At 64.0% G+C, this 24652-nt stretch carries 14 protein-coding genes, 1 pseudogene and 1 riboswitch; of the genes and pseudogenes, 14 read left to right on the top strand and 1 reads right to left on the bottom strand.

Annotation, left to right across the window (positions count from 1 at the left end):
* Positions 1-64 precede the first annotated feature (64 nt).
* From CD932_RS01955 to CD932_RS01910, 10 genes and pseudogenes are all read left to right on the top strand, one after another.
* On the top strand, positions 65-1564 hold the full coding sequence (locus tag CD932_RS01955) for a sodium:solute symporter (RefSeq protein WP_094441169.1): 1500 nt from the start codon (positions 65-67) through the stop codon (positions 1562-1564).
* A gap of 35 nt (positions 1565-1599) precedes the next feature.
* Positions 1600-3474: a signal peptide peptidase SppA gene (gene sppA / locus CD932_RS01950; RefSeq protein WP_094441168.1), complete on the top strand. Its 1875-nt coding sequence runs from the start codon at positions 1600-1602 to the stop codon at positions 3472-3474.
* A gap of 420 nt (positions 3475-3894) precedes the next feature.
* Entirely contained in the window at positions 3895-5253 is a 1359-nt protein-coding gene (locus CD932_RS01945) for an efflux RND transporter periplasmic adaptor subunit (RefSeq protein WP_254926426.1), read from the top strand.
* Complete coding sequence (locus CD932_RS01940; protein WP_094441166.1) at positions 5250-8378, top strand: efflux RND transporter permease subunit; 3129 nt, start codon at positions 5250-5252, stop codon at positions 8376-8378. The genes CD932_RS01945 and CD932_RS01940 overlap by 4 nt, the downstream gene beginning before the upstream one ends.
* Positions 8375-11629, top strand: a complete 3255-nt coding sequence (locus CD932_RS01935; RefSeq protein ID WP_094441165.1) for an efflux RND transporter permease subunit — start codon at positions 8375-8377, stop codon at positions 11627-11629. The genes CD932_RS01940 and CD932_RS01935 overlap by 4 nt, the downstream gene beginning before the upstream one ends.
* Complete coding sequence (locus CD932_RS01930; RefSeq protein WP_094441164.1) at positions 11626-13056, top strand: efflux transporter outer membrane subunit; 1431 nt, start codon at positions 11626-11628, stop codon at positions 13054-13056. Before CD932_RS01935 ends, CD932_RS01930 begins: the two co-directional genes overlap by 4 nt.
* A 67-nt stretch (positions 13057-13123) precedes the next feature.
* Positions 13124-13187: riboswitch (Fluoride riboswitch) on the top strand.
* Between the two features lie 84 nt (positions 13188-13271).
* Positions 13272-14588, top strand: coding sequence for a voltage-gated chloride channel family protein (locus tag CD932_RS01925; RefSeq protein WP_094441163.1), 1317 nt, complete (start codon positions 13272-13274; stop codon positions 14586-14588).
* A gap of 221 nt (positions 14589-14809) precedes the next feature.
* A pseudogene (locus CD932_RS28655) lies at positions 14810-14941 on the top strand (transcriptional regulator); the annotation flags it as partial.
* 126 nt (positions 14942-15067) lie between these two features.
* A complete protein-coding gene (locus CD932_RS01915) occupies positions 15068-16348 on the top strand; it encodes an arsenic transporter (RefSeq protein ID WP_094441161.1) in 1281 nt (426 codons plus the stop codon).
* Between the two features lie 34 nt (positions 16349-16382).
* On the top strand, positions 16383-16898 hold the full coding sequence (locus tag CD932_RS01910) for an arsinothricin resistance N-acetyltransferase ArsN1 family B (RefSeq protein WP_176460848.1): 516 nt from the start codon (positions 16383-16385) through the stop codon (positions 16896-16898).
* Here CD932_RS01910 and CD932_RS01905 read toward each other — a convergent pair.
* Positions 16890-17789, bottom strand: coding sequence for a LysR family transcriptional regulator (locus CD932_RS01905; protein WP_254926595.1), 900 nt, complete (start codon positions 17787-17789; stop codon positions 16890-16892). The genes CD932_RS01910 and CD932_RS01905 overlap by 9 nt on opposite strands.
* A 165-nt stretch (positions 17790-17954) precedes the next feature.
* Here CD932_RS01905 and CD932_RS01900 point away from each other — a divergent pair, with 165 nt between their 5' ends.
* The 4 genes from CD932_RS01900 to CD932_RS01885 all read left to right on the top strand — a co-directional run bounded on the left by CD932_RS01900 (position 17955) and on the right by CD932_RS01885 (position 24575).
* Entirely contained in the window at positions 17955-19343 is a 1389-nt protein-coding gene (locus CD932_RS01900) for an amidohydrolase family protein (protein WP_094441159.1), read from the top strand.
* A gap of 104 nt (positions 19344-19447) precedes the next feature.
* The gene (locus tag CD932_RS01895) at positions 19448-19633 is read left to right on the top strand and encodes a hypothetical protein (protein WP_094441158.1); all 186 of its coding nucleotides are present in this window, start codon (positions 19448-19450) and stop codon (positions 19631-19633) included.
* A 158-nt stretch (positions 19634-19791) separates the two neighbouring features.
* The gene (locus tag CD932_RS01890; protein ID WP_094441157.1) at positions 19792-22404 is read left to right on the top strand and encodes a chemotaxis protein CheB; all 2613 of its coding nucleotides are present in this window, start codon (positions 19792-19794) and stop codon (positions 22402-22404) included.
* Positions 22401-24575, top strand: coding sequence for a PAS domain S-box protein (locus tag CD932_RS01885; RefSeq protein ID WP_254926425.1), 2175 nt, complete (start codon positions 22401-22403; stop codon positions 24573-24575). The genes CD932_RS01890 and CD932_RS01885 overlap by 4 nt, the downstream gene beginning before the upstream one ends.
* Positions 24576-24652 lie beyond the last annotated feature (77 nt).

Below are 24652 nucleotides of genomic sequence, written 5' to 3'. Positions count from 1 at the left end.
ACAAAGTTTGACAGTCCGGCTTTGCTGTATATTCACGCCCCTGTCCTTTTCGCCTCGGCACCCCATGTCCCCCGCCATCCTGTTCTCCGTCGTCGTCGCCTATTTCCTGATCCTGCTCGCCGTTGCATGGCGCACCTCGCGCCATGCCACCAATGACAGCTTTTTTATCGGTAACAAGGACAGCAACTGGATGCTGGTCGCCTTTGGCATGGTGGGCACCACCCTGACCGGCGTGACGTTTATCAGCGTGCCCGGGGCGGTAGGGCGCGACGGCTTCGGCTATATCCAGCTGATGATCGGCTATGTATTGGGCTACCTGGCGATCACCTTCATCCTGCTGCCGCTGTACTACCGGCTGCAACTGACATCGATTTACCGCTACCTGGAGCTGCGGCTGGGGCGGCGCTCGTACCAGAGCGGGGCGGCGTTTTTTATCCTGTCGCGGCTGCTGGGGGCGACGGCGCGGCTGTATTTGGTGGTCAATATCCTGCAGGCGACCATACTCGACAGCTTGGGCGTGCCGTTCTGGCTGACCGCTTCGGTGGTGCTGCTCCTGATCCTGCTGTACACCTGTGAAGGGGGCGTCAAGACCATCATCTGGACCGATACCGTGCAGACGGCCTGCATGCTCGCTGGCCTGGTGATCTGCACCGTGTTCCTGCTGCGCGCAATGGATCTTTCCGTGATCGACAGCATCGAGCGCATGCGCTCGCAAGGGCTGGCGCGGGTGTTCAACTTTGACCCGGACAGCCCTGGCTACGTGGGCAAGCATATCGTGGCCGGCATGTTCATCACGCTGGCGATGACGGGCATGGACCAGGAGATGATGCAGAAGAATATTTCGGTGCGCACCTTGCGTGATTCGCAAAAGAACATGCTCAGTCTCACCGTCGTGCTGACTGGCGTCTTGCTGCTGTTTTTGTTCCTCGGCGGCCTGCTGCACCTGTATGCACCTTTGGTGAGCGTGACGGCGACGGGTGATCAATTGTTTCCGGCCGTGGTGCTCGGGCATTTCCCGGCGGTGGTGCAGCTGATCTTTTTTATCGCCTTGATTTCCGCCCTGTTTCCCAGCGTCGATGGCGCGTTGACGGCGTTGACCTCGACTTTTTGCATCGATATCCTGGGCCTGCAGCAAAGAAACGAACTGGATGCGGCCACGCAGATGCGCTGGCGCCGCCGCGTGCACCTGGGCTTTGCCGCGCTGTTCCTGCTCTTGATCATGGCCTTCAAGTGGATGGACAACCCCAGCATGATAGGCGTGATCCTCAAATTGGCCAGCTATACCTATGGACCCTTGTTGGGCCTGTTCGCGTTTGGTCTGATCAGCCAGCGTGGCGTGCGCGACCGCTGGGTGCCTTTGGTGTCGCTGGCCGCGCCGCTCCTGTGCGCGCTGGTCGAGCAGGAGCAGGCGCTGCTGTTTGCGCATTATCGCATCGGCCTGGAACTGCTGATCTTGAATGGCGCTCTGATGCTGGCGGGCCTGTTTTTGATTTCCACGCCGGCAGCAAAGGGCGCGGCGCAGTTGCCAAAACAGGACGATCGCCGCAGATTTCAGTTATATTGATTTTTTCCAGCTCACCCTCTACGGAGCATCACTCAATGTCACTCAATCCGTTTCCTCCGCTGCGCCGCGGTCTGGCCGCATTCTGGCGCGCGCTCGACGCCACGCGGCGCGCCGTGTTCAACCTGATTTTCCTGCTGATCGTGATCGCCATCCTGATCGCCATCTTTGGCGGCGGCGCCAAGCCGTTGCAGGAAAAAACCACGCTGGTGCTGGACCTGCAAGGCCCGCTGGTGGAAGAAACGCCGGGTGGCGTGCGCGAAGCCGTGCTGGCCAATGTCAGCGGCGACGTCAAGAAAACCGTGCAGCTGCGCGATGTGCTGGCCGTGCTCGATACTGCCGCCAAGGACAAGCATATCGGCGCCATGGTGCTGCTGCTCGATGACCTCGAAGGCGGCGGTCTGGCGTCCTTGCGCGAAGTGGCGGCCGGCATCGAGCGCTTCCGCGCCAGCGGCAAGAAGGTCACGGCCTGGGGTTCGAGCTACAACCAGCGCCAGTATCTGCTGGCCTCGAAAGCCGACGAGGTGTTCGTGCACCCGATGGGCGCCGTGATGCTCGAAGGTTTTGGCCGCTACCGCAATTACTACCGCGACGCGCTCGACAAGGTCGGCGTGACGGTCAACCTGCTCAAAGTCGGCACCTATAAAAGCTTTGCCGAGCCGTTTATCGCCAACGGCCCGTCGGAGGCGGCCGCCGAAGCGGACCGCTACCTGAACAATGGCCTGTGGACCACCTACACCACCGACGTGGAAAAGGCGCGCAAGCTGCCGGCCGGCGCCATCATGGCCAGCATCGACAAGCTGCCCGAGCTGATCGAAGCGACCGGCGGCGACATCGCCAAGGCCTCGCTGAACGCCAAACTGGTCGACGGCCTGAAAACGCGCGATGAAATTCGCCAGTTGATGATGGCGCGCGGCGCAAAGGACGAGGACGGCAACAACTTCCGCCAGGTCAGCTACAGCGACTACCTGGCCCGATTGCATCCGGCGCGCATCGGCGACGCCGTCGGCGTGGTGATCGCTTCGGGCGAGATCGGCGACGGCGTGGCGCCGGCCGGTGCCGTCGGCGGCCTGTCCACCTCGCGCCTGATCCGCCAGGCGCGCGAAGACAAGGCCATCAAGGCCGTGGTGCTGCGCATCGATTCGCCCGGTGGCAGCGCGTTTGGCTCGGAGCTGATCCGCCGCGAACTGGAACTGACGCGCGCGGCCGGCAAACCGGTGGTGGTCTCGATGGGCAACGTGGCCGCTTCGGGCGGCTACTGGATCAGTACCTCCTCCGATGAAGTGATCGCCGACGCGGCCACCATCACCGGTTCGATCGGTGTGTTCGCCATCTTGCCGACGGCCGAAAAAGTCATCGACAAGCTGGGCATCCACACGGCCGGCGCGCCGACCACCTGGCTGGCCGACGCGGGCAATCCGCTGCGTCCGCTCGACCCGCGCTTCGCGCAAGTGATACAGGGCTCGATCAACCATGTGTACGGCGACTTCATCAACATCGCCGCCAAGGCCCGCAAGACCACGCCCGAAAAAATCAATGAAGTGGCGCAGGGCCGCGTGTGGACCGGCTTGCAGGCAAAAGAGCGCAACCTGGTCGACCGCATCGGCAGCTACCGCGATGCGCTGGCCTCGGCGGCCAAGCGGGCGAACCTGGGCGCAGACTATCGCGTCGCCTATATCGAGCGCGAAACCTCGACCTTCGACCGCGTTATCGGCATGTTCGGCGCCAACGCCATGGCCTCGCTGGGCCTGGGCGAACATGTGAAGCTGGGCCTGGCCGCCACCGGCCTGCCGCCAGCGGCGGCGCTGGGCATTGCGAGCGACCTTGGCTGGCTGTCCGGCATCACCAGCGAACGCAAGCCGTTCATGGCGCTCACGCATTGCCTGTGCACCAATCCGATGGGCGGAAAATAGGCCGCTGTCTGACCCCGCAGTGACCTCAAGCCGGCTTTGTCCGGCTTGTTTTTATTGAAAGGCGGTAAAGCCACGTAAAGACCGCCGGAGATTTGTAGCGAGTTTGTATCTGCCTGTGCGCCGCCGGCTTGCTGGCCGCCGCCCTGCAGGCCTGATGCCGCCGTGCGCCGCGCCATGCCGTGGCCCTGCTGATATGTACAAATGTTTCAGACAGAAATGAAACAGTTACATGACTATGCTAGAGTCCTCGCTCGATGGAGAACGATGTTTTTTCAGCTGATTTTCAGCTCTTGATTCCCCGTTGATCTTGTAAAAAAACACCCGAAAAACGGGCGCCCTGCCCGAGTGAACCGACTCGGCGGACGGCCAACAGCTACGCCGTGCCAGCGGCGCATAAAAGGATAAGCGATGGATACGCAGATGACCCCACCTCCCGCACGGCGCAGCCGCCGTTCCAAGATCGTCGGTACCCTGATTGCCCTGGCCGTGATGGCCGCCCTCGGTGGCGGCGCCTGGTATCTGACGCACTCGGGCACCAGCGCGCAAGGCGCCGGCGCGGGTGGTCCTGGCGGGCCAGGCGGCCCCGGCGGCGGTCGCCGTGGTCCGCCGTCGACCACCGTCGGCGTGGCCACGGCCGTGAAATCGGACTTGCCGGTGGTGCTCGATGCGCTCGGCACGGTCACCGCCGCGTCGACCGTCACGGTGCGCCCGCAGGTGTCGGGCATTTTGAAGGAGCTGCGCTTCAAGGAAGGCGCGATGGTCAAGGCCGGCCAGGTGGTGGCGCTGATCGATCCGGCGCAGTTCGAGATGGCCCTGATGCAGGCGTCCGGCCAGCGCCAGCGCGATGAGGCGCAGCTGGATAACGCGCGCCTGACCCTGAAGCGCTACCAGACCCTGCTGGGCCAGGATTCGATCGCGCGCCAGGATGTCGACACGCAGGCGGCACTGGTGAAACAGCTCGAAGGCACGGTGATGACCGACCGCGCCGCCGAAGGCACGGCCAGGCTGAATCTCGGCTACACCAAAGTGGTCTCGCCGATCAGCGGCCGGGCCGGCCTGAAGGTGGTCGATATCGGCAACCTGGTCAACACCGGCGACGCCGGCGGCGTGGTGGTCATTACCCAGCTCTCGCCGATCGACGTGCAGTTCGCCATCCCGCAGGACAAGGTGCAGACCATCCAGGAACGCCAGGCGCAGAACGTGGCGCTGCCGGCGCTGGCGCTGGACCGCACGCGCAGCATCACCCTGGACAAGGGCAACCTCACGGCGCTCGACAATCAGGTCGACGTGCAGACCGGCACCGTGCGCGCCAAGGCCCGCTATGCCAACGACAAGATGGCGCTGTTCCCCAGCCAGTTCGTCAATGTGCGCCTGGAGCTGGGCAATATCACGGGCGCCGTGCTGGTGCCCGTCACGGCCCTGCGCCACAGCAATAACGGCGACTTCGTCTATGTGCTCAAGGAAGACAAGACCGTTACCGTGCGCATGGTCACGCGCGGCCAGGCCACCACCGACATGGTGGAAATCCGCGCCGGCCTGGAAGCGGGCGAGAAGGTCATCACCGAGGGCGCCGACCGCCTGAAAGAAGGCGCGAAAGTCATGCTGGCCGGCGACAAGCCGGCCGCTGCTGGTCAGGGCCGGGGGCAGGGTGGCCTCGGCGCGAACGGCGAACACCGCCAGCGCCGCCAGCACGCTGAAGGGGCATCCTCGGCACCAGCGTCGTCGGCGCCTGCCACCGGGCCTGCCGCTGCCGCCCCGGCCAAGGGTGCGGCGCAATGAGTCCATCGACCCCGTTCATCAAGCGGCCGGTCGCCACCGCGCTGCTGATGCTGGCCATCGTGCTGGCCGGGATGGTGGGCTTCAAATTCCTGCCGCTGGCGGCCTTGCCGCAGGTTGATTTCCCGACCATCCAGGTGCAAACGCTGTATCCGGGCGCCAGCCCCGAAGTCATGGGCCAGACCGTCACCGCGCCGCTCGAGCGCCAGTTCGGCCAGATGGCCGGCCTGCAGCGCATGAGTTCGACCAGCGCCGCCGGCGTGTCCATCATCACCTTGCAATTTACCCTCGGCCAGACGCTCGACGTGGCCGAGCAGGAAGTGCAGGCGGCGATCAATGCCGGCGGCTCGCTGCTGCCGACCGACCTGCCGGCGCCGCCCGTCTACGCCAAGGTCAATCCGGCCGATGCGCCGGTGCTCACTCTCGCCATCACGTCCTCCACCATGCCTTTGATACAGGTGCAAAACATCGTCAACACGCGCCTGGCCTTGAAGATCAGCCAGGTCGATGGCGTGGGCCTGGTATCGCTGTCGGGCGGCCAGCGTCCGGCCGTGCGCATCCAGGGCGACACCAGGCTGCTGGCCTCCTACGGCCTGGGCCTGGACAGCCTGCGCACGGCAATTGCCGCGGCCAACGTCAACAGCGCCAAGGGCAGCTTCGACGGCCCGTCGCGCTCGTTTACGATCAACGCCAACGATCAGCTGGTCACGGCGGAAGAATACAAGCGCCTGATCATCACCTATAAAAACGGCGCGCCGGTGCGCCTGTCGGACGTCGCCAATGTGGTCGACAGCGCCGAAAACACGCGCCTGGGCGCCTGGGCCGGCAAGCAGCCGGCCATTATCCTCAACGTGCAGCGCCAGCCCGGCGCCAACGTGATCAAGACGGTCGACGCCATCAAGGCCCTGCTGCCCGAGCTGCAAAAGAGCTTGCCGGCGGCCATGAAACTCGACGTGCTGAGCGACCGCACCACCGGCATCCGCGCCTCGGTCGAACACGTGGAGCTGGAACTGCTGGCCTCGGTGCTGCTGGTGGTGCTGGTGATCTTTGCCTTTTTGCACAGCCTGCGCGCCACCGTGATCGCCAGCCTGTCGGTGCCCATTTCCCTGATCGGCGCCTGCGGCGTGATGTATTTGCTCGGCTACAGCCTGAACAACCTGTCGCTGATGGCGCTGACGATCGCCACCGGCTTTGTCGTCGACGATGCCATCGTCATGATCGAGAATATCGCGCGCTATATCGAAGAGGGCGAAACACCGATGGCCGCCGCCTTGAAAGGCGCGTCGCAGATCGGCTTTACCATCATCTCGCTGACGGTCTCGCTGATCGCCGTGCTGATTCCACTGCTGTTCATGGGCGACGTGGTGGGGCGTCTGTTCCGCGAGTTTGCCATGACCCTGGCGATCACCATCTTGATTTCCGCCGTGGTGTCATTGACGCTGGTGCCGATGATGTCGGCGCGCTGGCTGAAAAGCCATGCCGATGAAAAGATCGGCGCTACCGGCCAGCGTATCCAGGCGTTTTTCGAGCGCGTGATTGCGCGCTACGACCAGGCGCTGGCGTGGGTCCTGAAGCGCCAGGGCTTGACCTTGCTGGTGGCGCTGGCGACCCTGCTCCTGACAGTGATCCTGTATATCACCATCCCGAAAGGCCTGTTCCCGACGCAGGATACGGGCCAGCTGCAGGCGCGCATCGAAACCTCGCAGGCCGTCTCGTATGAACGCATGGCCGGCCTGCAGCAGGCGGCCGCCAGCGCCATCCTGGCAGACCCGGACGTGGAGACCCTGAGCTCCGTGGTTGGCGTCGATGCGGCCAACAACACCATGCTCCATACGGGCAGCATGCTGATCAACCTGAAGCGCTCGCGCACCGACAGCCAGGATGACATCATGGAGCGGCTGCGCAACCGCGTGGCCAGCGTGGCCGGCGTGACGCTTTACTTGCAGCCGACGCAGGACCTGACCATCGACGCTGAATCCGGCCCGACCCAGTACCGCGTCTCGCTCGAAGGCGCCAGCACCGCTGCCGTCACCGAATGGGCCAACAAGCTGGCGGCGCGCATGCGTGAAAAGTCGCAATTGCGTAACGTGACCACGGACGCCGGCGCCACCGGCGCGGCCGTCAACGTGGCGATCGACCGCGACAGCGCGGCGCGCATGTCGGTCACCACCGCCACCGTCGACGACGCGCTGTATAACGCCTTTGGCCAGCGCATCATTTCGACGATTTTCACCGAGACCAACCAGTACCGCGTGATACTCGAAGCCCAGCCCGGCATCGTCACCACGCCGACCGAGCTGGGCGAGCTGCAGGTGCGTACCGGTTCGGGCAAGTCGACGCCCTTGTCGGCGTTTGCCAGCATCACCGAAAAGCAGTCGCCGCTGCAGATCACGCACGTGGCGCAATACCCGGCCACCACCCTCGGTTTCGATACCGCCAGGGGCGTGGCGCTGGGCAGCGCGGTCGACGCCATCCGCGCGGCGGCGCACGATATCGGCTTGCCCGCCTCGGTGAGCATGACCTTTCTGGGCGCTGCCGGCGCATATGAAAACTCGCTGTCGAACCAGCTGTGGCTGATCCTGGCCGCCGTGGTGTGCGTGTATATCGTGCTGGGGGTGCTGTACGAAAGCTATATCCATCCGCTGACGATTCTGTCGACCCTGCCGTCGGCCGGCGTCGGCGCGCTGCTGGCGCTGATGCTGTCGGGGCAGGACCTGGGCGTGATCGGCATTATCGGCATCATCCTGTTGATCGGCATCGTGAAAAAGAACGCCATCATGATGATCGACTTTGCCATCGAGGCCGAGCGCGACCAGGGCAAGAGCCCGCAGGAAGCGATCCACCAGGCGGCGCTGCTGCGCTTCCGCCCGATTCTGATGACGACCCTGGCGGCGCTGTTCGCGGCCGTGCCGCTGATGCTGGGCTGGGGCGAGGGCGCCGAACTGCGCCGTCCGCTGGGCCTGGCGATTTTCGGCGGCCTGATCGTCAGCCAGGTACTGACCTTGTTTACCACGCCGGTGATCTACCTGGGCTTTGACCGCCTGGGCCGCCGCTTCGGCGGCAAGCGCCAGGACGCCGTGAACCTGGACAAGCCGGGCGGCCAGCCGCCGGCAGGGAGCGCCGCGTGAATTTGTCCGAACCCTTCGTCAAGCGGCCCATCGCCACGGTGCTGCTGACCATCGGCATCGCGCTGGCCGGCATCGGCGCGTTCTTCGTGCTGCCCGTCTCGCCGCTGCCGCAGGTCGATTATCCGACCATTTCCGTCAGTGCCAGCCTGCCCGGCGCCAGTCCCGACACCATGGCCAGTTCCGTCGCCACGCCGCTCGAACGGCGCCTGGGCGTGATCTCGGGCGTCAACGAAATGACCTCGTCGTCGAGCACGGGTTCTGCGCGCATCAACCTGCAGTTCGACCTGAACCGCAAGATCGACGCCGCCGCGCGCGAAGTGCAGGCGGCGATCGCCGCCTCGCGCGTCGACCTGCCGGCCACCTTGCGCAGCAACCCGACCTACCGCAAGGCCAATCCGTCGGACGCGCCGGTGATTATCCTGGCGCTCACATCGAAGACGCGCACGCCGGGCCAGATCTACGACGCCGTGTCGAACCTGGTGCAGCAGAAGGTGGCCCAGGTCAAGGGCGTGGGCGACGTGGAGCTGGGCGGCGGTTCGCTGCCGGCGGTGCGCGTGGAACTGCTGCCCTACCAGCTCAATCACTACAGCGTGTCGATGGAAGACGTGCGCGCCGCCATCCAGGCCACCAATGCCAACCGCCCCAAGGGCGCCGTGACCGGCGACGCGCGCAGCCTGCAGATCTATTCGGGCGCCAGCACGGCGTCGGGCGGGCGCAGCGCCGCCGACTACCGCAGCCTGGTGGTGGCCTGGCGCGACGGCGCCGCGATCCGCCTCGACGATGTGGCCGAAGTGGCCGACGGCGTTGAAAACACCAATACCCTGGGCCTGTTCAATGGCGACCCGGCCGTGATCGTGCTGATCACGCGCCAGCCCGGCGCCAACGTGATTGCCACGGTCGACGGCGTGCGCGCGCTGCTGCCGCAACTGCAGGCGCAGCTGCCCGGCGACATCAAGCTGCAGGTGGCCTCCGACAGCACCAATTCGATCCGCTCCTCCTTGCACGAGATCGAGTTCACATTGATCTTGTCGATCGTGCTGGTGGTGCTGGTGGTGAGCGCCTTCCTGCGCAGCGTGCGCGCCACCATCATTCCGGCGGTGGCCACCATCGTCTCGCTGCTCGGTACTTTCGGCGTGATGTACATGCTGGGCTTTTCGCTGAACAATTTGTCGCTGATGGCGCTGACGGTGGCCACCGGCTTTGTCGTCGATGACGCCATCGTGGTGCTGGAAAACACGCAGCGCCATATCGAGGCCGGCATGGACCGCTTCAAGGCGGCCCTGCTGGGCGCGCGCGAAGTGGGTTTTACAGTGCTGTCAATCAGCCTGTCGCTGGTGGCCGTGTTCATTCCGCTGCTGTTCATGGGCGGCCAGGTGGGGCGGCTGTTCCGCGAGTTTGCCGTGACGTTGTCGGCGGCGGTAATGATTTCGCTGGTCATTTCATTGACCACCACGCCGATGATGTGCGCCTGGCTGCTCAAAAGCGGCCAGCAGCACAAGGCGCCCGGCGCAGTGGCGCGCTGGTTCGAACGCGGTTTCGACAAGCTGCTCAAGGGCTATGAACACTGCCTGGACTGGGCCTTGTCGAGCGTTGCGCTGGTGATGACGATACTGGTTTTCGTGGTCGGCCTGAACGTGTACCTGTTCGCGGCCGCGCCCAAGGGCTTTTTCCCGCAGCAGGACACGGGCCAGATCAACGGCGGCATGCGCGCCGACCAGAGCATCTCGTTCCAGGCCATGCAGGGCAAGTTGCGCCAGCTGGTCAATATCATCAAGGCCGATCCGGCTGTCGCCACCGTGGTGGGCTTTACGGGTGGCGGCAGGGCAGGGGGCGGCTTCATGTTCATCAACCTGAAGCCGGCCTCGCAGCGCACCGACAAGGGGCAGGCCGTGATCGCGCGCCTGCGCCCGCAACTGGCCAGGGTGACCGGCATTTCGCTGTTCCTGAACCCAGTGCAGGACCTGCGCATGGGCGGCAGGTCGAGCAATTCGACCTACCAGTACACCTTGATCAGCGACAACCAGGCCGACCTGAAAAAATGGGCGGCGAAACTGGCCGACCAGATGAAGGCGCAGCCGGCCCTGATCGACGTCGATACCGACCAGGCCGAAAATGGCGTGGAAACGTATGTCTCGATCGACAAGGACCGCGCCACGGAACTGGGGGTGCAGGTGCGCGATATCGACAATGCGCTGTACAACAGCTTCGGCCAGCGCCAGGTGGCGACCATCTACGATGAGCTCAACCAGTATCACGTGATCATGGAAGTGGCGCCCCGTTATGCGCAAAGCCCGGAGGCGCTGCGCTCGGTGTATGTGCCGGCCTCGAATGCGGCCGCCGTCGCCGCCGTCACCGGCACCGCCAGCAACACCAGCGCCAGCACCGCAGCAGTCAGCGCCACCACCTCGAACACCACGGCCGCGCGCGATCCGTCCAGCGGCACGGCGCTGTCGAGCACCCTGGCGACCATGGTGCCGCTGTCGTCGTTCAGCAGCTTTGCCGAAAGCTCGACGGCCACCGCCATCAACCACCAGGGCGGCGAGCTGGCCACCACCGTGTCGTTCAACCTCGCCGACGGCTATACCCTCGGCGACGGCCAGGCGGCGGTGGCGCAGGCCGAGTCCGAGATCGGCATGCCGGTCAATGTGCGCGGCAGTTTCCAGGGGTCGGCCAAGAGCGCCCAGGACAGCAACAAGGAGCAGCCGCTCCTGATCCTGGCGGCCATCGTGGTGATCTATATCGTGCTGGGCATCTTGTACGAAAGCCTGATCCATCCGATCACGGTGCTGTCGACCTTGCCGTCGGCCGGCGTCGGCGCCGTGCTGGCGCTGCTGATGCTGCGCATGGAGTTTTCCATCATCGCCCTGATCGGCGTGTTTTTGTTGATCGGCATCGTCAAGAAAAATGCCATCCTGATCATCGATTTCGCACTGGAGGCCGAGCGTGCGCGCGGCCTTGCGGCGCGCGAGGCGGTGCGCGAGGCTTGTTTGCTGCGTTTTCGCCCGATCCTGATGACGACCCTGGCGGCGGCGCTTGGCGCCTTGCCGCTGGCGATAGGCTTTGGCGAGGGCTCCGAGTTGCGCCAGCCACTGGGGGTCGCCATTATCGGCGGCCTGATTGCCAGCCAGTTGTTGACCTTGCTGACCACCCCGGTGGTCTATATCCTGCTCGACAAACTGCGCACGCGCAGCGCCGACGAGCAGCAATTGAGCCGCATTCCCGGGCCAGATAACCCGAGCACACAATCATGAGTCAAGTCAAACACCGTACCTCCTTTGTTCCCGCACGCCTGCCATTGCACGCTCTGGCGCTGGCCGCGTTCGCGCTGCTGGCCGGCTGCGCCGTCAGCCCCGTCCATGAAGTGCCCGCCACCAGCGCGCCGCTGGCGTACAAGGAGGCGGCCGGCTGGCAGATCGCCGCGCCGGCCGACACCCTCGAGCGCGGTCCCTGGTGGACCCTGTTCGGCGACACGCAACTGAACCAGCTGGCCGGCAGCATCGACATCTCGAACCAGAACGTGGCCGCCGCTGTCGCGTCCTACGAGCAGGCGCGCGCGCTGGTGCGCGAACAGCGCGCCTCGCTGTTCCCCAGCGTGAACCTCACGGGCAGCGGCACGCGCTCGGGCGGTGGTGGCGAGCAGCAGACCAGCAATAACTACCGCGCCGCGCTGGGCGCTTCGTGGGAACCGGACATCTGGGGCCGGCTGCGCGCCGGCGTCACCGGCGCCGACGCTTCCGCGCAGGCATCGAACGCCGACCTGGCCGCCGCGCGCCTGTCGGCGCAGGGCGAGCTGGCCACCAATTATTTTTCGCTGCGCCAGAGCGATGCGCAGATCGCGCTGTTGACTTCCACCATCGAAGGCTACCAGCGCGTGCTCGACATCACGCGCAACCGTTTCAATTCAGGCATCGCGGCGAAATCGGACCTGCTGCAGGCGCAGACGCAGCTGGCCAATGCGCGGATCGACCTGTCCAGCCAGGTGCGCGCGCGCGCCCAGCTCGAACACGCGATCGCCATCCTGCTGGGCCGCGCGCCGTCCGACTTTACCCTGGCCGTGGCGCCGTGGACCATCACGGTGCCCGAGGTGCCGGTCGGCGTGCCTTCCACCTTGCTGCAACGCCGGCCCGATATCGCCGCCGCCGAACGCCGCGTGGCGCTGGCCAACGAACAGATCGGCATTGCCCGCTCCGCCTATTACCCGAGCCTGAACCTGACCGGCTCCTACGGTGCCGGCGCCAGCAAGCTAGGCGACCTGTTCAACGCTTCATCGAGCCTGTGGTCGCTGGGCCTGTCGGCCGCGCAAACGGTGTTCAATGCGGGCGCCACCACCGCCAGCGTGGACGCGGCCAGGGCCGGCCATGCGGCGGCCGTGGCGCGCTACCGCCAGACCGTGCTCACGGCCTTCGGCACGGTCGAAGACCAGTTGTCGGCCACGCGCGCGCTGGCCGAACAGATCGACCTGCGCCGCCAGGCGTCCAGCGCCGCCGATGAAGTGGAACAGCAGATGCTGAACCGCTACAACGCGGGCCAGGTCGGCTATACCGACGTGGTGACGGCGCAGGTGACGGCCCTGTCGGCGCGGCGCCAGCTGGTGCAGGCGCAGGCCGACCGCCAGACCACGGCGGTGGCCTTGATCCAGGCGCTGGGCGGCGGCTGGCAGGCTGCCGCGCCACAGTAACTGTATTGATGGCGAGTCTGCAAAAGCGCGGCTCGTCATTGCTTTGTGGAAGCATTTACTGATAAAATTTCAGACAGGAGATGGCATTCCTCCTGTAAACCGCCCCTGGGGCTGATGATGCCTGCACGTATTCCCTGACATGGGAAGGTGCAGGCGTAGCTCAGTCCTTCCCCATGTCCGGGTTTGTGCTCCACACCGCAAACGATAGGACAAGCATGAAACAGCACAACTTTCCTGAACAAATCGAGCTGTTGCCGCATGTCGGCAAGTGGCTGTTGCTCGCCAGCAGTGTTGCCGTGCTCGCAGGCTCCGCATCGGCGTTTTTCCTGTTCGCGCTGGACTGGGCAACCGCCGTCAGGCTATCCCATCGCTGGCTGATCTGGCTGCTGCCGATCGCAGGCTTTGCCGTCGGCTGGCTGTATCTGCGCTTTGGCCAGCGCGTCGAGGCGGGCAATAACTTGCTCATCGACGAAATCCACGATCCTGACAAAATTATCCCGCTGCGCATGGCGCCGCTGGTATTGGGCGGCACCATTGTCTCGCATCTGTTCGGCGCATCGGTGGGGCGCGAGGGAACGGCGGTACAAATGGGTGGCGCGCTGGCAGACCAGTTCACCCGCCTGTTCAAGCTCGCGCACGAAGACCGGCGCATCATCCTGATGGCCGGCATCAGCGCCGGCTTCGCCTCCGTATTCGGCACTCCGCTGGCGGGCGCGATCTTCGGGCTGGAAGTGCTCGCCATCGGCCGCCTGCGCTACGACGCGATGCTGCCCTGCATGGTGGCCGCCATCGTTGCCGATCAGGTCGGCTTGCTGTGGGGCGTGCATCACACCCACTATGCAATTGCTTTTGTACCGCCATTATCGGCGTGGCCGCTGCTGGCGATGGTGATCGCGGGCGCGCTGTTCGGCCTGACCGGCATGGCCTTCGCGAACACCACTCACGCCTTGAGCGGCTGGATGAAGCGGCGAGTCCCTTATGCGCCGTTGCGGCCCTTTTTTGGCGGCATCGTCATCGCGGCAAGCGCATGGTGCTTCGGTGCCGACCGTTACATCGGGCTCGGCCTGCCAACGATTGTGGCATCGTTCCAGCACCCATTGCCGGCCTACGACTTCCTCGGCAAGATGGCCTACACCATCGTCTCGCTGGGCAGCGGCTTCAAAGGGGGAGAAGTCACCCCGCTGTTCTATATTGGCGCTACCCTGGGCAACGCCCTGGCGCCCATTTTGCACTTGCCGATACCCTTGTTGGCGGGCGTGGGCCTGGTTGCGGTGTTCGCCGGCGCCGCCAACACACCGATCGCATCGACGCTGATGGCGATGGAACTGTTCGGCGCAGAGGTGGGGGTCTATGCCGCACTGGCGTGCGTGGTCAGCTATCTGTTCTCGGGGCACACCGGCATCTATCGCTCGCAGCGTATTGCGCAATCCAAGCACCGCCAGATGCCCGAGGGCATCAAGCTGGGGGACGTGCCTGCCTACCGGAAGAAACAGTCACGGCAAGGCGCCGCTGAAACCCGTGAACCCGAATAGGCAAGAACACAGACAACGACAATCGGGCGCCAGGCGTCCAGGCAGGCGCCAATAAATTCTTCCGATCGATGACTTCCATGGCCGGCGCTTGGCAAGATGGCCGACGAGGCTGCAAAACCTTTTGTGCCAGGCAATGCGGTCATATAATTCGATATTAGTTGAAGTATCGAATTTTATGGCTTATGATTATTCCATAATTATTGAATAATGAAAGAGTTGCCATGGATACCAAAGAGGTTTTGGCGGCGCTCTCGGCCATGGCGCAGGAAAGCCGGCTGGGCATTTTTCGGCTGTTGGTACAGGTCGGTCCTGAAGGAATGGCTGCCACCAGGATCGCCAAGCAGCTCGATATCATGACGCGCATGAACATGTTTGTCAGCCTGCCGCTGCAGATGCTGGAAAAGAACGCTATTGAACGCGAGATCCAGGCGATCGGCGCTACCACCGTTTAATTATTGATCTCGCTACAAGGACCAGCCGTGCTTATCGCCTTTCTGATTTTTCTCGCCACCCTGATCCTCGTCATCTGGCAGCCGCGCGGCCTCGGCATCGGCTGGAGCGCTGCCGCCGGCGCCATCGTCGCGCTGCTGGCCGGCGTCATCCATGTCGCCGATATTCCCGTGGTCTGGCATATCGTCTGGAACGCGACCGGCACCTTCGTGGCGGTGATCATCATCAGCCTGTTGCTCGACAAGGCCGGCTTCTTCGAGTGGGCGGCGCTGCATGTGGCGCGCTGGGGGCGCGGCAGCGGCAAGCGCCTGTTCGTGCTGCTGGTGCTGCTGGGCGCCGCAGTGGCGGCCCTGTTCGCCAACGATGGGGCGGCGCTGATCCTCACGCCGATCGTGATCGCCATGCTGCGCGCGCTGCGCTTTTCGGCCAGGGCCACGCTCGCTTTCGTGATGGCGGCCGGCTTTATCGCCGATACGGCCAGCTTGCCGCTGGTGGTGTCGAACCTGGTGAACATCGTTTCGGCCGATTATTTCAAGATCGGCTTTGCGCGCTATGCCGCCGTGATGGTGCCGGTCAACCTGGTGGCCGTTGCTTCGACCCTGGCCGCCCTGCTGTGGTTCTTTCGCAAGGACATCCCGGCGAACTACGACCTTGCCCAGCTGAAGTCGCCTGCCGAGGCGATCCACGACCGCGCCACCTTCGTCACCGGCTGGTGGGTGCTGGGCTTGCTGCTGGTAGGCTTTTTCTGGCTAGAAAGCCTGGGCGTGCCGATCAGCGCGGTCGCCGCCGTGGGCGCGGCGCTGCTGCTGGCGGTGGCCGCGCGCGGTCATCGGATCGCCACACGCGAAGTCTTGCGCAACGCGCCGTGGCAGGTGGTGGTGTTCTCGCTGGGCATGTATCTGGTGGTCTACGGACTGCGCAATGCCGGCCTGACCGACTACCTGACCGGCGTGCTGAACATCTGCGCGACGTATGGCGTCTGGGGCGCCGCGCTGGGCACCGGGTTTATTACCGCGATGCTGTCGTCGATCATGAACAATATGCCCACCGTGCTGATCGGCGCCCTGTCGATCGATGCGACCACCGCGCAAGGCGTGGTGCGCGAGGCAATGATTTACGCCAACATCATCGGCAGCGATCTCGGACCGAAGATCACGCCGATCGGCAGCCTGGCCACGCTGCTGTGGCTGCACGTGCTGTCAAACAAGGGCATACGCATCTCGTGGGCTTACTATTTCCGCGTCGGCATCGTGCTGACCCTGCCGGTGCTGCTGATCACGCTGGCCGCACTGGCCGTGCGCCTGGTTTGATGCCACCGGCATTCACATTGAAGAGGAGAGCTGCTTGAATATTCGCAACGCAAACAGGGGGGACGCCACGGCAATCGTGGCAATTTACAACCACTTCATCGTCAACACAGCCATCACCTTCGAGGAGCAGGCCGTCACGGAAGATGACATGGCGCAGCGCATCGCCGATGTGCAAGGCGCAGATCTGCCCTGGCTCGTTGCCGAGCACGATGGGACGGTGGTCGGTTATGCGTACGCCACCAAATGGCGCGCGCGCCATGCCTATCGATTCTCGGTCGAAAGCACGGTGTATCTGGCGCCGGCGTTGGCTGGCAAGGGCATCGGTACTTTGCTGTACCAGGCCTTGCTCGGGCGCCTCTGCGAACAAGGCTACCATCTGGTCATCGGCGGCATCGCCCAGCCCAATGCCGCCAGCGTCGCCCTGCACGAGGCGCTGGGATTTGAGAAAGTGGCCGAGTTCAGGGAGGTGGGTTTCAAGTTCGGACGCTGGGTCGATGTCGGGTATTGGCAACTGACGCTGTCAGGCCCCATGCAAAATGAGTCAAGCTGACAGGGCGGCATTTGCCTGGGCCTCGCTGAACAACCCGGCCGTCCAGTCGGTGAATGCCCGCATCGCCGGCGACAGAAAGCGGTGATGGGGGTAGAGCAGCGATACCGGCACCGGCGCCGGCCGCCGGTCGGCCAGCACCTCGACCAAGGCACCGCTGCCTAACTGCTCGCTGACCAGGATCTCGGCCAGCTGTATCAGGCCGTGGCCGTCGAGGCACAGCTTGACGTACAGCGCAGTGTCGTTGACTGCCACCGCACCAGGAACCGGCACCGCGATGCTGACGCTGTCTTCGATGAAACGCAGGTCGCTGCCGCGCCGCATCGTACTGGAAAAGTAATGGACTGCCCGGTGTCCTTGCAAAGCCTCGACGGTCTCGGGAATGCCGTGTTCGGCGAGGTAGGACGGCGCCGCGCAGGTGATCCAGCGCAGCTCGCCCAGGCGGCGCGCGACCAGGGTCGAGTCTTCCAGGCTGCCGGTACGGATGACGCAATCGACGTTTTCCTGGATCAGGTCCACCTGGCGATCGTTGACGCCGATCAGCAGGTAGATGTCCGGGTAGCGCTGCTGGAATTGCCACAACTGCGGCAGGATCACGGCATGGGCCAGGCCGCCAGGCATATCCACCCGCAGGCGTCCTTGCGGACGCCCGCCCGATCCTTGCAGGCTCGCTTCGGTGTCGGCGATCAGGTCGAGTATGTCGCGGCAACGGTGGAAGTAGCGCTCGCCTTCCGGCGTCAGGCTGAGGTTTCTGGTCGAACGATTGAGCAGGCGCGTCTGCAAATGTTTTTCCAGCCGCTTGATGATGGCGGTGACCGATGAGGCAGGCATGCTCAGAGTCTCTGCCGCGCGCACAAAACTGCGGCTTTCGACTACCCGAAGAAATACCTGCATTGCTTGTACGCGATCCATGTTTTGTCCGTCTGGCAGTAATAGAGACGGCACTATAACCCGGCATTGTTCGCGTTTCCTGCATGGTGAAAACGCCGCGTGCCACTTTTTCTGTGTGCTGGCGTTCGCTAGACTGCCAGCAACCGATAATCTACGCAGGAATCCACCATGCTCGAACAAGACCGTACATTGCTGGCGCCGCTGGCAGCAATCCCGCACAAGATGCTGATCAAGGGCGCGACCATCATCAGCATGGACCCCCACGTCGGCAATTTGCCCAGGGGCGACATCCTGATTGTCGATGGCGCGGTTGCCGCCATTGGCACGGACCTGCCGTTTGACGGCGCCGAAGTGATCGATGCCGCAGGGATGATCGCCATTCCCGGCATGGTCGATACCCATCGCCATGCCTGGGAAGGCCAGCTGCGCCGCATCAACCCCAATGCGGCAACGCTCGAGGACTATTGCAACGCCACCCATTTTTCGTTTGCCAAATACTACCGGCCGCGCGACATCTACGTGGGCAACCTGGTGACCGCCCTGGGCTGCATCGATGCCGGCATCACGACCGTAATCGACAACTCGCACAACAGCCGCACGGCGGCGCACTCCGACGCGGCGGTCGAGGCACTGCTCGATACGGGCATCCGCGCGGTGCACGCCGCCGGCTCGCCCGTCTCGGGCGACTGGGACAAGGCGCACTGGCCAGGCAACCTGGCACGCCTGCAGGCCAGGTATTTCACCGACCCTGACAGCCTGGTGACACTGGCCATGATGGCGCAGCTCGAACCCGGGCAGTGGGCCGTCGCGCGGCAGCTGGGCATTCCCATCGTGACCGAGTTTTTTGGCGGCGTCATGGCAGACGAGCTGGAAAGCCTGCACCAGCAGGGACTGCTCGGCAGCGACAATATCTTCAACCACTGCACCTGCCTGCCCGATGCCGGCTGGACCATTTTGCGCGAGGCCGGTGTACGCGTCAATGTATGCCCGCGTTCGGATGCCCACTACGGTATCGAGGACGGCATGTACGCCTGGCAGGCGGCGCTGCACCACGGCATCCGCCCTGGCCTCAGTGTCGACAACGAGACCTCGTACAGCGGCGACATGTTCATGGAAATGCGCGTGGCGTTCTACCTGCAACGGGTGATGGCGCATCACCAGCGCCTGCATGGGCATCACCATGCGGCCGCGCCCACCAATGCGTTCCGCTTGCTGGAGGCGGCCACGATCGACGGCGCCGCAGTGGCGGGACTGGAACAGCGCATCGGCAGCCTGGCGCCGGGCAAGCAGGCCGACCTGATGCTGATACGCACCGGCGACCTCAACCTGTACCCGGTCAACAACGCCATCGGTACCGTGGTGCACGCGGCCGAGCGCAGCAATATCGATACCGTCATCATCAAAGGGCGCGTGCGCAAACGCGGCGGCGTCGTGCCGGGCGTCGACCAGGCCAGGCTGCACGCGGCGATCGACGAGTCCTGCGCTCACCTGTTCGATGCCGCCGGTTACCAGAGCGATCTGTTTGCCGAATCGTTCGCACCGATACACCATGCGTAAGCGGCGACTATCCTTCCCTCGAGCGTCAAAGCATATTTTCGGATGTCCTGACGTTTATCGGCCTGCGTACCAGCAACGCCAAAGATGCGGCCGCGCTGTCGGGCATGTCGCAGTGCATCGGCTATCTGATGGCTGCTGCGGGGCCGATGATGCTGGGCGGCGTGCACGATATGTCGGGGGGCTGGTCCACGCCGCTGTTGCTCGCCGCCGTGATTGCCCTGCTTGGCGCATGGACGGGCTTGCTGGCCGGACGCAACCTCCAGCTCCAGCCCGCCGCAGCAGCAAACTGACTTGTCACTGCCGCGAATAGCGGCTGTGGCAAGAGCGCGGCGGCATCGATTGTGACGCAACAAGCGCGCCAGATTCACCTTGTCGAGCAGATGCCGGTGATAGAATGTAAGATTATCAATTGCCGGCCGCGGCATGGCCGTGGCGGGTCTTGCAGACGATGACAACCAGCAAACGCAGCAAAGCCAGGCAGCACCGCCTTCCAGCCGCTCCGGAAGCGTCGGCCATCAGCTTTCCCGTAGTGGCCATCGGCGCCTCGGCCGGCGGACTCGATCCCATCGTCGCCTTCCTGGCCCAGGTGCCGCAGGAAAGCGGGCTGGCCCTGGTCGTGATCCAGCATCTCGATCCCACGCAAAAAGCCATGCTGCCGGAATTGCTGCAGCGCGCCACCAGCATCCCCGTCACGGAAATCACGCACCATATGCAGTTGCGCGCCAATCATGTTTATGTGATTCCGTCGAATGCCGATCTGGGCCTGTCCAAGGGCCGCTTCGTGCTGCGCGAACCGCTGCAGCCGCGCGGCCACCGCTTGCCGATCGATATGTTTTTTGAAGAGCTGGCGTCCGAGCTGGGCGAACTGGCCGTCGGCGTGGTGCTGTCCGGCATGGGTGCCGACGGCACGCGCGGCATGCAGGCGATCAGGCAGGCCGGCGGCCTGACCCTGGCCCAGCATCCCGATACGGCCAAGTTCGACATGATGCCGCAAAGCGCCATCGCGGCCGAGGTGGTGGACCTGATCGACTATCCGGAAAGGATGCCGGAAAAGATCATCAACTATCTGTTTCGCAGCAGCTTCCTGAGCCTGCCCGGGCATGAGCCGAACGGGCGCAATAGCCTGCATGAAATCGTCAGCCTGCTGTCCGGGCACACCGGCAACAGCTTTGTCGACTACAAGATCAATACGGTGTTGCGGCGCATCGAACGGCGCATGAGCTTGTACCAGATCACCTCGATGGAAGCGTACGTGCCGTATTTGCGCGATAATCCGGCGGAGATCGATTTATTATTCAAGGAATTACTGATCGGCGTGACCAGTTTTTTCCGCGACCAGAAGGTGTGGGAATACCTGAAGATGGTGGCCTTGCCGCAATTGCTGGCATCCAACCCCGACGGACGCGCCTTCAAGGCCTGGATCCCCGCCTGTTCGACGGGCGAGGAGGCGTATTCGCTGGCGATGGTGTTCCACGAGGTGGTGGCCGGCATCAACCCGCCGTCGAAGTACAGCTTGCAGATCTTTGCCACCGATCTGTCGGCCGACGCCATCGACCGCGCGCGCCAGGGACGGTTTTCCAAGAGTATCAGCAGCGACGTTTCGGACGAGCGCCTGCAGCGGTTTTTCGTGGCGGACAAGAACGATTATTGCATCAAGAAAGAGATCCGCAACATGATCATCTTTGCCCAGCAAAACATTATTTCCGATCCGCCGTTCACCAAGCTCGACATCCTGTGCTGCCGCAACCTGCTGATCTATCTGAACGCCAAGCTGCAGCAGCGCCTCATACCGCTGTTTCACTATGCCCTGAACCGCGACGGCTTGCTGTTGCTGGGCAGCGCGGACACGCCGGGCCATTTTTCCGAGCTGTTCGTCCCGCTGATTACATCGACCCGGCTGTATCGCCGCCTCGACAATCTGGCGCGCCAGCGCCTGCCGACGTATTTTCCGACCAAAGTGTCGTTGGCGTCCCCCCCCGCAACCAGCGACACGAGAGAAGTGAGCATGCCCGGAAAGATACAATCCCATGTGGAGCAGTTGCTGCTCCAAAAATATTCGCCGGCGGCCGCCTTGCTGAACCAGGACGGCGATATCCTCTATATCAATGGCCGCACGGGCGCCTTTCTGGAGCCGGCGGCCGGCAAGGCCAACTGGAATATCCACGCCATGGCGCGCGATGGCTTGCGCTATGAATTGCCGGGCCTGATCAAGCAGGCGCTGCAAACGGAAGGGGTGGTGCGCCTGAAGGGCCTGGTGGTCAAGGATCACGCTGGCCAGTCGCTGGGCGTGGACCTGACGGCCGAGGCGCTGAGCCAGCCCGAGTCGCTCAGGGGCATGGTGTTCATTACCTTTTCCAGCGTGCCTCTGACGGCCCAAGCGCGCCGCGGCCGCTCGCCCAGTCCCAAGGTGCTGGAGCTGGAACAGCAACTGGCGCAGGCGCGCAATGAAATCCAGGCGGTGCGCGATGAAATGCAGACCTCGCGCGAAGAACTGAAATCGGCCAACGAAGAATTGCAGTCGACCAATGAGGAATTGCAATCGACCAACGAGGAGCTGACCACCTCAAAGGAAGAAATGCAGTCGCTCAACGAAGAACTGTACACGGTCAACGCCGAGCTGCAGTCGAAAGTGGACGACCTGTCGCTGGTCAACAGCGACATGAAAAATTTGCTTAACAGCACCGATATCGCCACCATCTTCCTCGACAGCGCCCTGCGCATCCGTCGCTTCACGGCGCCGGCCACGCAAATCTACAAGCTGATCCAGACCGACCTGCGCCGGCCGCTCAGCGATATCGTCAACGACCTCGATTATCCTGGCCTGGAGACCGATGCGCTCGAAGTCATCCGCAGCCTGGTGTTTTCCGAGCGCCAGGTGCAGACCAAGACGGGGCGCTGGTATAACGTGCGCATCATGCCTTACCGCACCGTCGACAACGTGATCGATGGCGTGGTGGTCACCTTTATCAACATCACCGAGTCGAAGTTGCTGGAAGCCCAGTTGCGCCAGATACAGTCCGGTGGCGTGGCCGGCAGGGAGCCCGGCGGGAGCGCAGCGTGAACAAGGCAGGCAAGACAGGCAAGGCAGGCAAGACAGGCAAAGTCAGCGATGGCGAGCCGTTCAGCGTGAGGGTGCGTGAGCAGGCCGAGCAACTGGTGACGCAAGCACCACCGTTGCCGCTGTCGAGCGAAGACATGCTGCGCCAGTTGCACGAATTGCAGGTCAGCCAGATCGAGCTGCAGTTGCAAAATGCCGCCCTGGCCGAGCTCGAACAGCTGCGCATCGAGTCCGAAACCAGCCGCGACCGCTATGCGCGGCTGTACGAGGAAGCGCCGGTCAGTTATTTTTCGCTCAACCGCGATGGCGTGATCACGCGCGCCAACCTGGCGGCCAGCATTTTGCTGCAGCGCGACAAAGCCATGCTGCTGGAACGGCGTTTCGAGCAGTTTATCGCACCCGAAGCGCAAGGCTGTTTCCGCCTCTTTCTCGCGGCGGTGTTCGACAGCGGCGCGCGCCAGGTGCACGAGGCGCCGCTGTTCCAGCGCGAGTGCCAGCGCGAGTGCCAGCGCGAGGGCGGCGCGCTGGCCGTCGCCGGCCTGGTGCGCATCGAAGCGAACCTCGACGCCGGCAGCGCCAGCGTGCGCATGCTGGTAACCGACCTCGGCGACGAGCTGGCGCGCGATTCGGCGCTGCGGCGGGCCTTTGTCATTCTCGATACCATCCGCGAAGGCGTGATGGTGACCGATAGCGGCAACCGCATCATTTCCGTCAACCCCGCCTTTACCGCCATTACGGGCTATCTGGCCGAGGAGGCGATCGGCCGCGATCCTTCTTTTCTTGGCGCCGGCACGCACACGCCGCAGTTTTATGCCGGCATGTGGGACAGCCTGCGCCGCGACGGCAACTGGTATGGCGAACTGGTCAACCGGCGCAAGACCGGCGAGCGTTTCGTCGAGTCGCTGTCGATCACGCCGATGCGCGCCCAAGACGGCGCCACCACCCATTTTGTCGGCGTGTTTTCCGATATCACCGAACGCAAGCTGGCCGAAGCGTCGCTGCGCGAACTGCACCGCGAGCTCGACCAGCGCGTGATCGACCGCACGGCCGAGCTGCTGCTGGCCAACCAGCATCTGCGCCAGGAAGTGCACCAGCGCGAAGTGGCGCAGCAGGCCTTGCGCGAAGCCGAGCGTTTTTTTCACGCCACCATCGATTCGCTGTCGGACCGCGTGCTGGTGCTGGACCAGGATGGCGGCCTGGTGCATGCCAACCAGGCTTGCCTGCAATTTGCAGGCCATGCGCCGGGCGATCTGCCATATCTGCAGTTTTGCGAGACGGACCCGCGCTGGCAGCGCGGCGCCGGGCGCGAGCTGGCCGCCGGCATCAAGTCGGTGATTGCCGGCCATGCCGACGCCTTCGCGCTCGAATATGAATTTGTCACCTGGGCCGGCGCGCACTGGTCGCTGGCCAAGGTCAGCCGTTTCCGTGGCGAAGGTCCGCTGCGCGTGGTGGTGGCCCATACCGACATCACGGAACGCAAGTTGATGGACAGCGCGCTGCGCCAGTCCCACGCCCAGCTGCGCCAGCTGGCGCTGCACCTGGAAACGGTCAAGGAAGACGAGCGCAAGCGTATTTCGCGCGATATCCACGACGAGCTGGGACAAAACCTGCTGGCCTTGCGCATCGATATTTCCATGCTCAGCGCGCGCACGCAAAACGCGCATCCGCGCCTGCATCGCCGGGTGGCGTCGGTGCTGGACAATATCGACACGACCATCAAGAGCGTGCGCGGCATCATGAACGAATTGCGGCCGATGGCGCTGGACCTGGGCTTGCAGGCGGCCATCGAATGGCAGGTGGGCGATTTCCGCAAGCGCAGCGGCATCGCCTGCCACTTGCACATCGGCGACGAAGCGCTGTTTGCCACCATCGGCAGCCAGGTCGAGACGGCGCTGTTTCGCATCGTCCAGGAAGCGCTGTCGAACGTCATGCGCCATGCGCAGGCCAGCGCGGTCGAGCTGGAGTTCCATTCGGATGCGCGCGCCGTGTATCTCAGCATCAGCGACAACGGCGTCGGCATCACGGCCGAGCAGCAGCGCAAGAAGCAGTGTTTCGGCCTGATCGGCATCCGCGAACGGGTGCGCGCGCTGGCCGGCCAGGTCGAGATCGGCGCACCGGCCTCGGGAACTGGTTGCCGCCTGTGGCTGCAAGTGCCGCTGCGCCTGCCGGCCTGAGTTGTTCGCCGTGATACATAAAATGCAGTGAAGTAATTTTTGCCGACGCGTGCCCTCCGGCGCGCTATACTTCCGCC

Origin of the sequence: Janthinobacterium sp. PC23-8, from assembly GCF_002250505.1 — a bacterium.
Classification (GTDB): Bacteria; Pseudomonadota; Gammaproteobacteria; order Burkholderiales; family Burkholderiaceae_D; genus Janthinobacterium.
This window is presented reverse-complemented; position numbering and strand designations above follow the sequence as displayed.

Excerpts from the sequence above, each read along its gene's own strand:
- CD932_RS01945 (WP_254926426.1), top strand. The coding sequence starts at position 3,895 with ATGACCCCACCTCCCGCACGGCGCAGCCGCCGTTCCAAGATCGTCGGT.
- sppA (WP_094441168.1), top strand. The coding sequence starts at position 1,600 with ATGTCACTCAATCCGTTTCCTCCGCTGCGCCGCGGTCTGGCCGCATTC.
- CD932_RS01930 (WP_094441164.1), top strand. The coding sequence starts at position 11,626 with ATGAGTCAAGTCAAACACCGTACCTCCTTTGTTCCCGCACGCCTGCCA.
- CD932_RS01890 (WP_094441157.1), top strand. The coding sequence starts at position 19,792 with ATGACAACCAGCAAACGCAGCAAAGCCAGGCAGCACCGCCTTCCAGCC.
- CD932_RS01905 (WP_254926595.1), bottom strand. The coding sequence starts at position 17,789 with ATGCAGGTATTTCTTCGGGTAGTCGAAAGCCGCAGTTTTGTGCGCGCG.
- CD932_RS01925 (WP_094441163.1), top strand. The coding sequence starts at position 13,272 with ATGAAACAGCACAACTTTCCTGAACAAATCGAGCTGTTGCCGCATGTC.
- CD932_RS01895 (WP_094441158.1), top strand. The coding sequence starts at position 19,448 with ATGTCGCAGTGCATCGGCTATCTGATGGCTGCTGCGGGGCCGATGATG.
- CD932_RS01900 (WP_094441159.1), top strand. The coding sequence starts at position 17,955 with ATGCTCGAACAAGACCGTACATTGCTGGCGCCGCTGGCAGCAATCCCG.
- CD932_RS01955 (WP_094441169.1), top strand. The coding sequence starts at position 65 with ATGTCCCCCGCCATCCTGTTCTCCGTCGTCGTCGCCTATTTCCTGATC.
- CD932_RS01940 (WP_094441166.1), top strand. The coding sequence starts at position 5,250 with ATGAGTCCATCGACCCCGTTCATCAAGCGGCCGGTCGCCACCGCGCTG.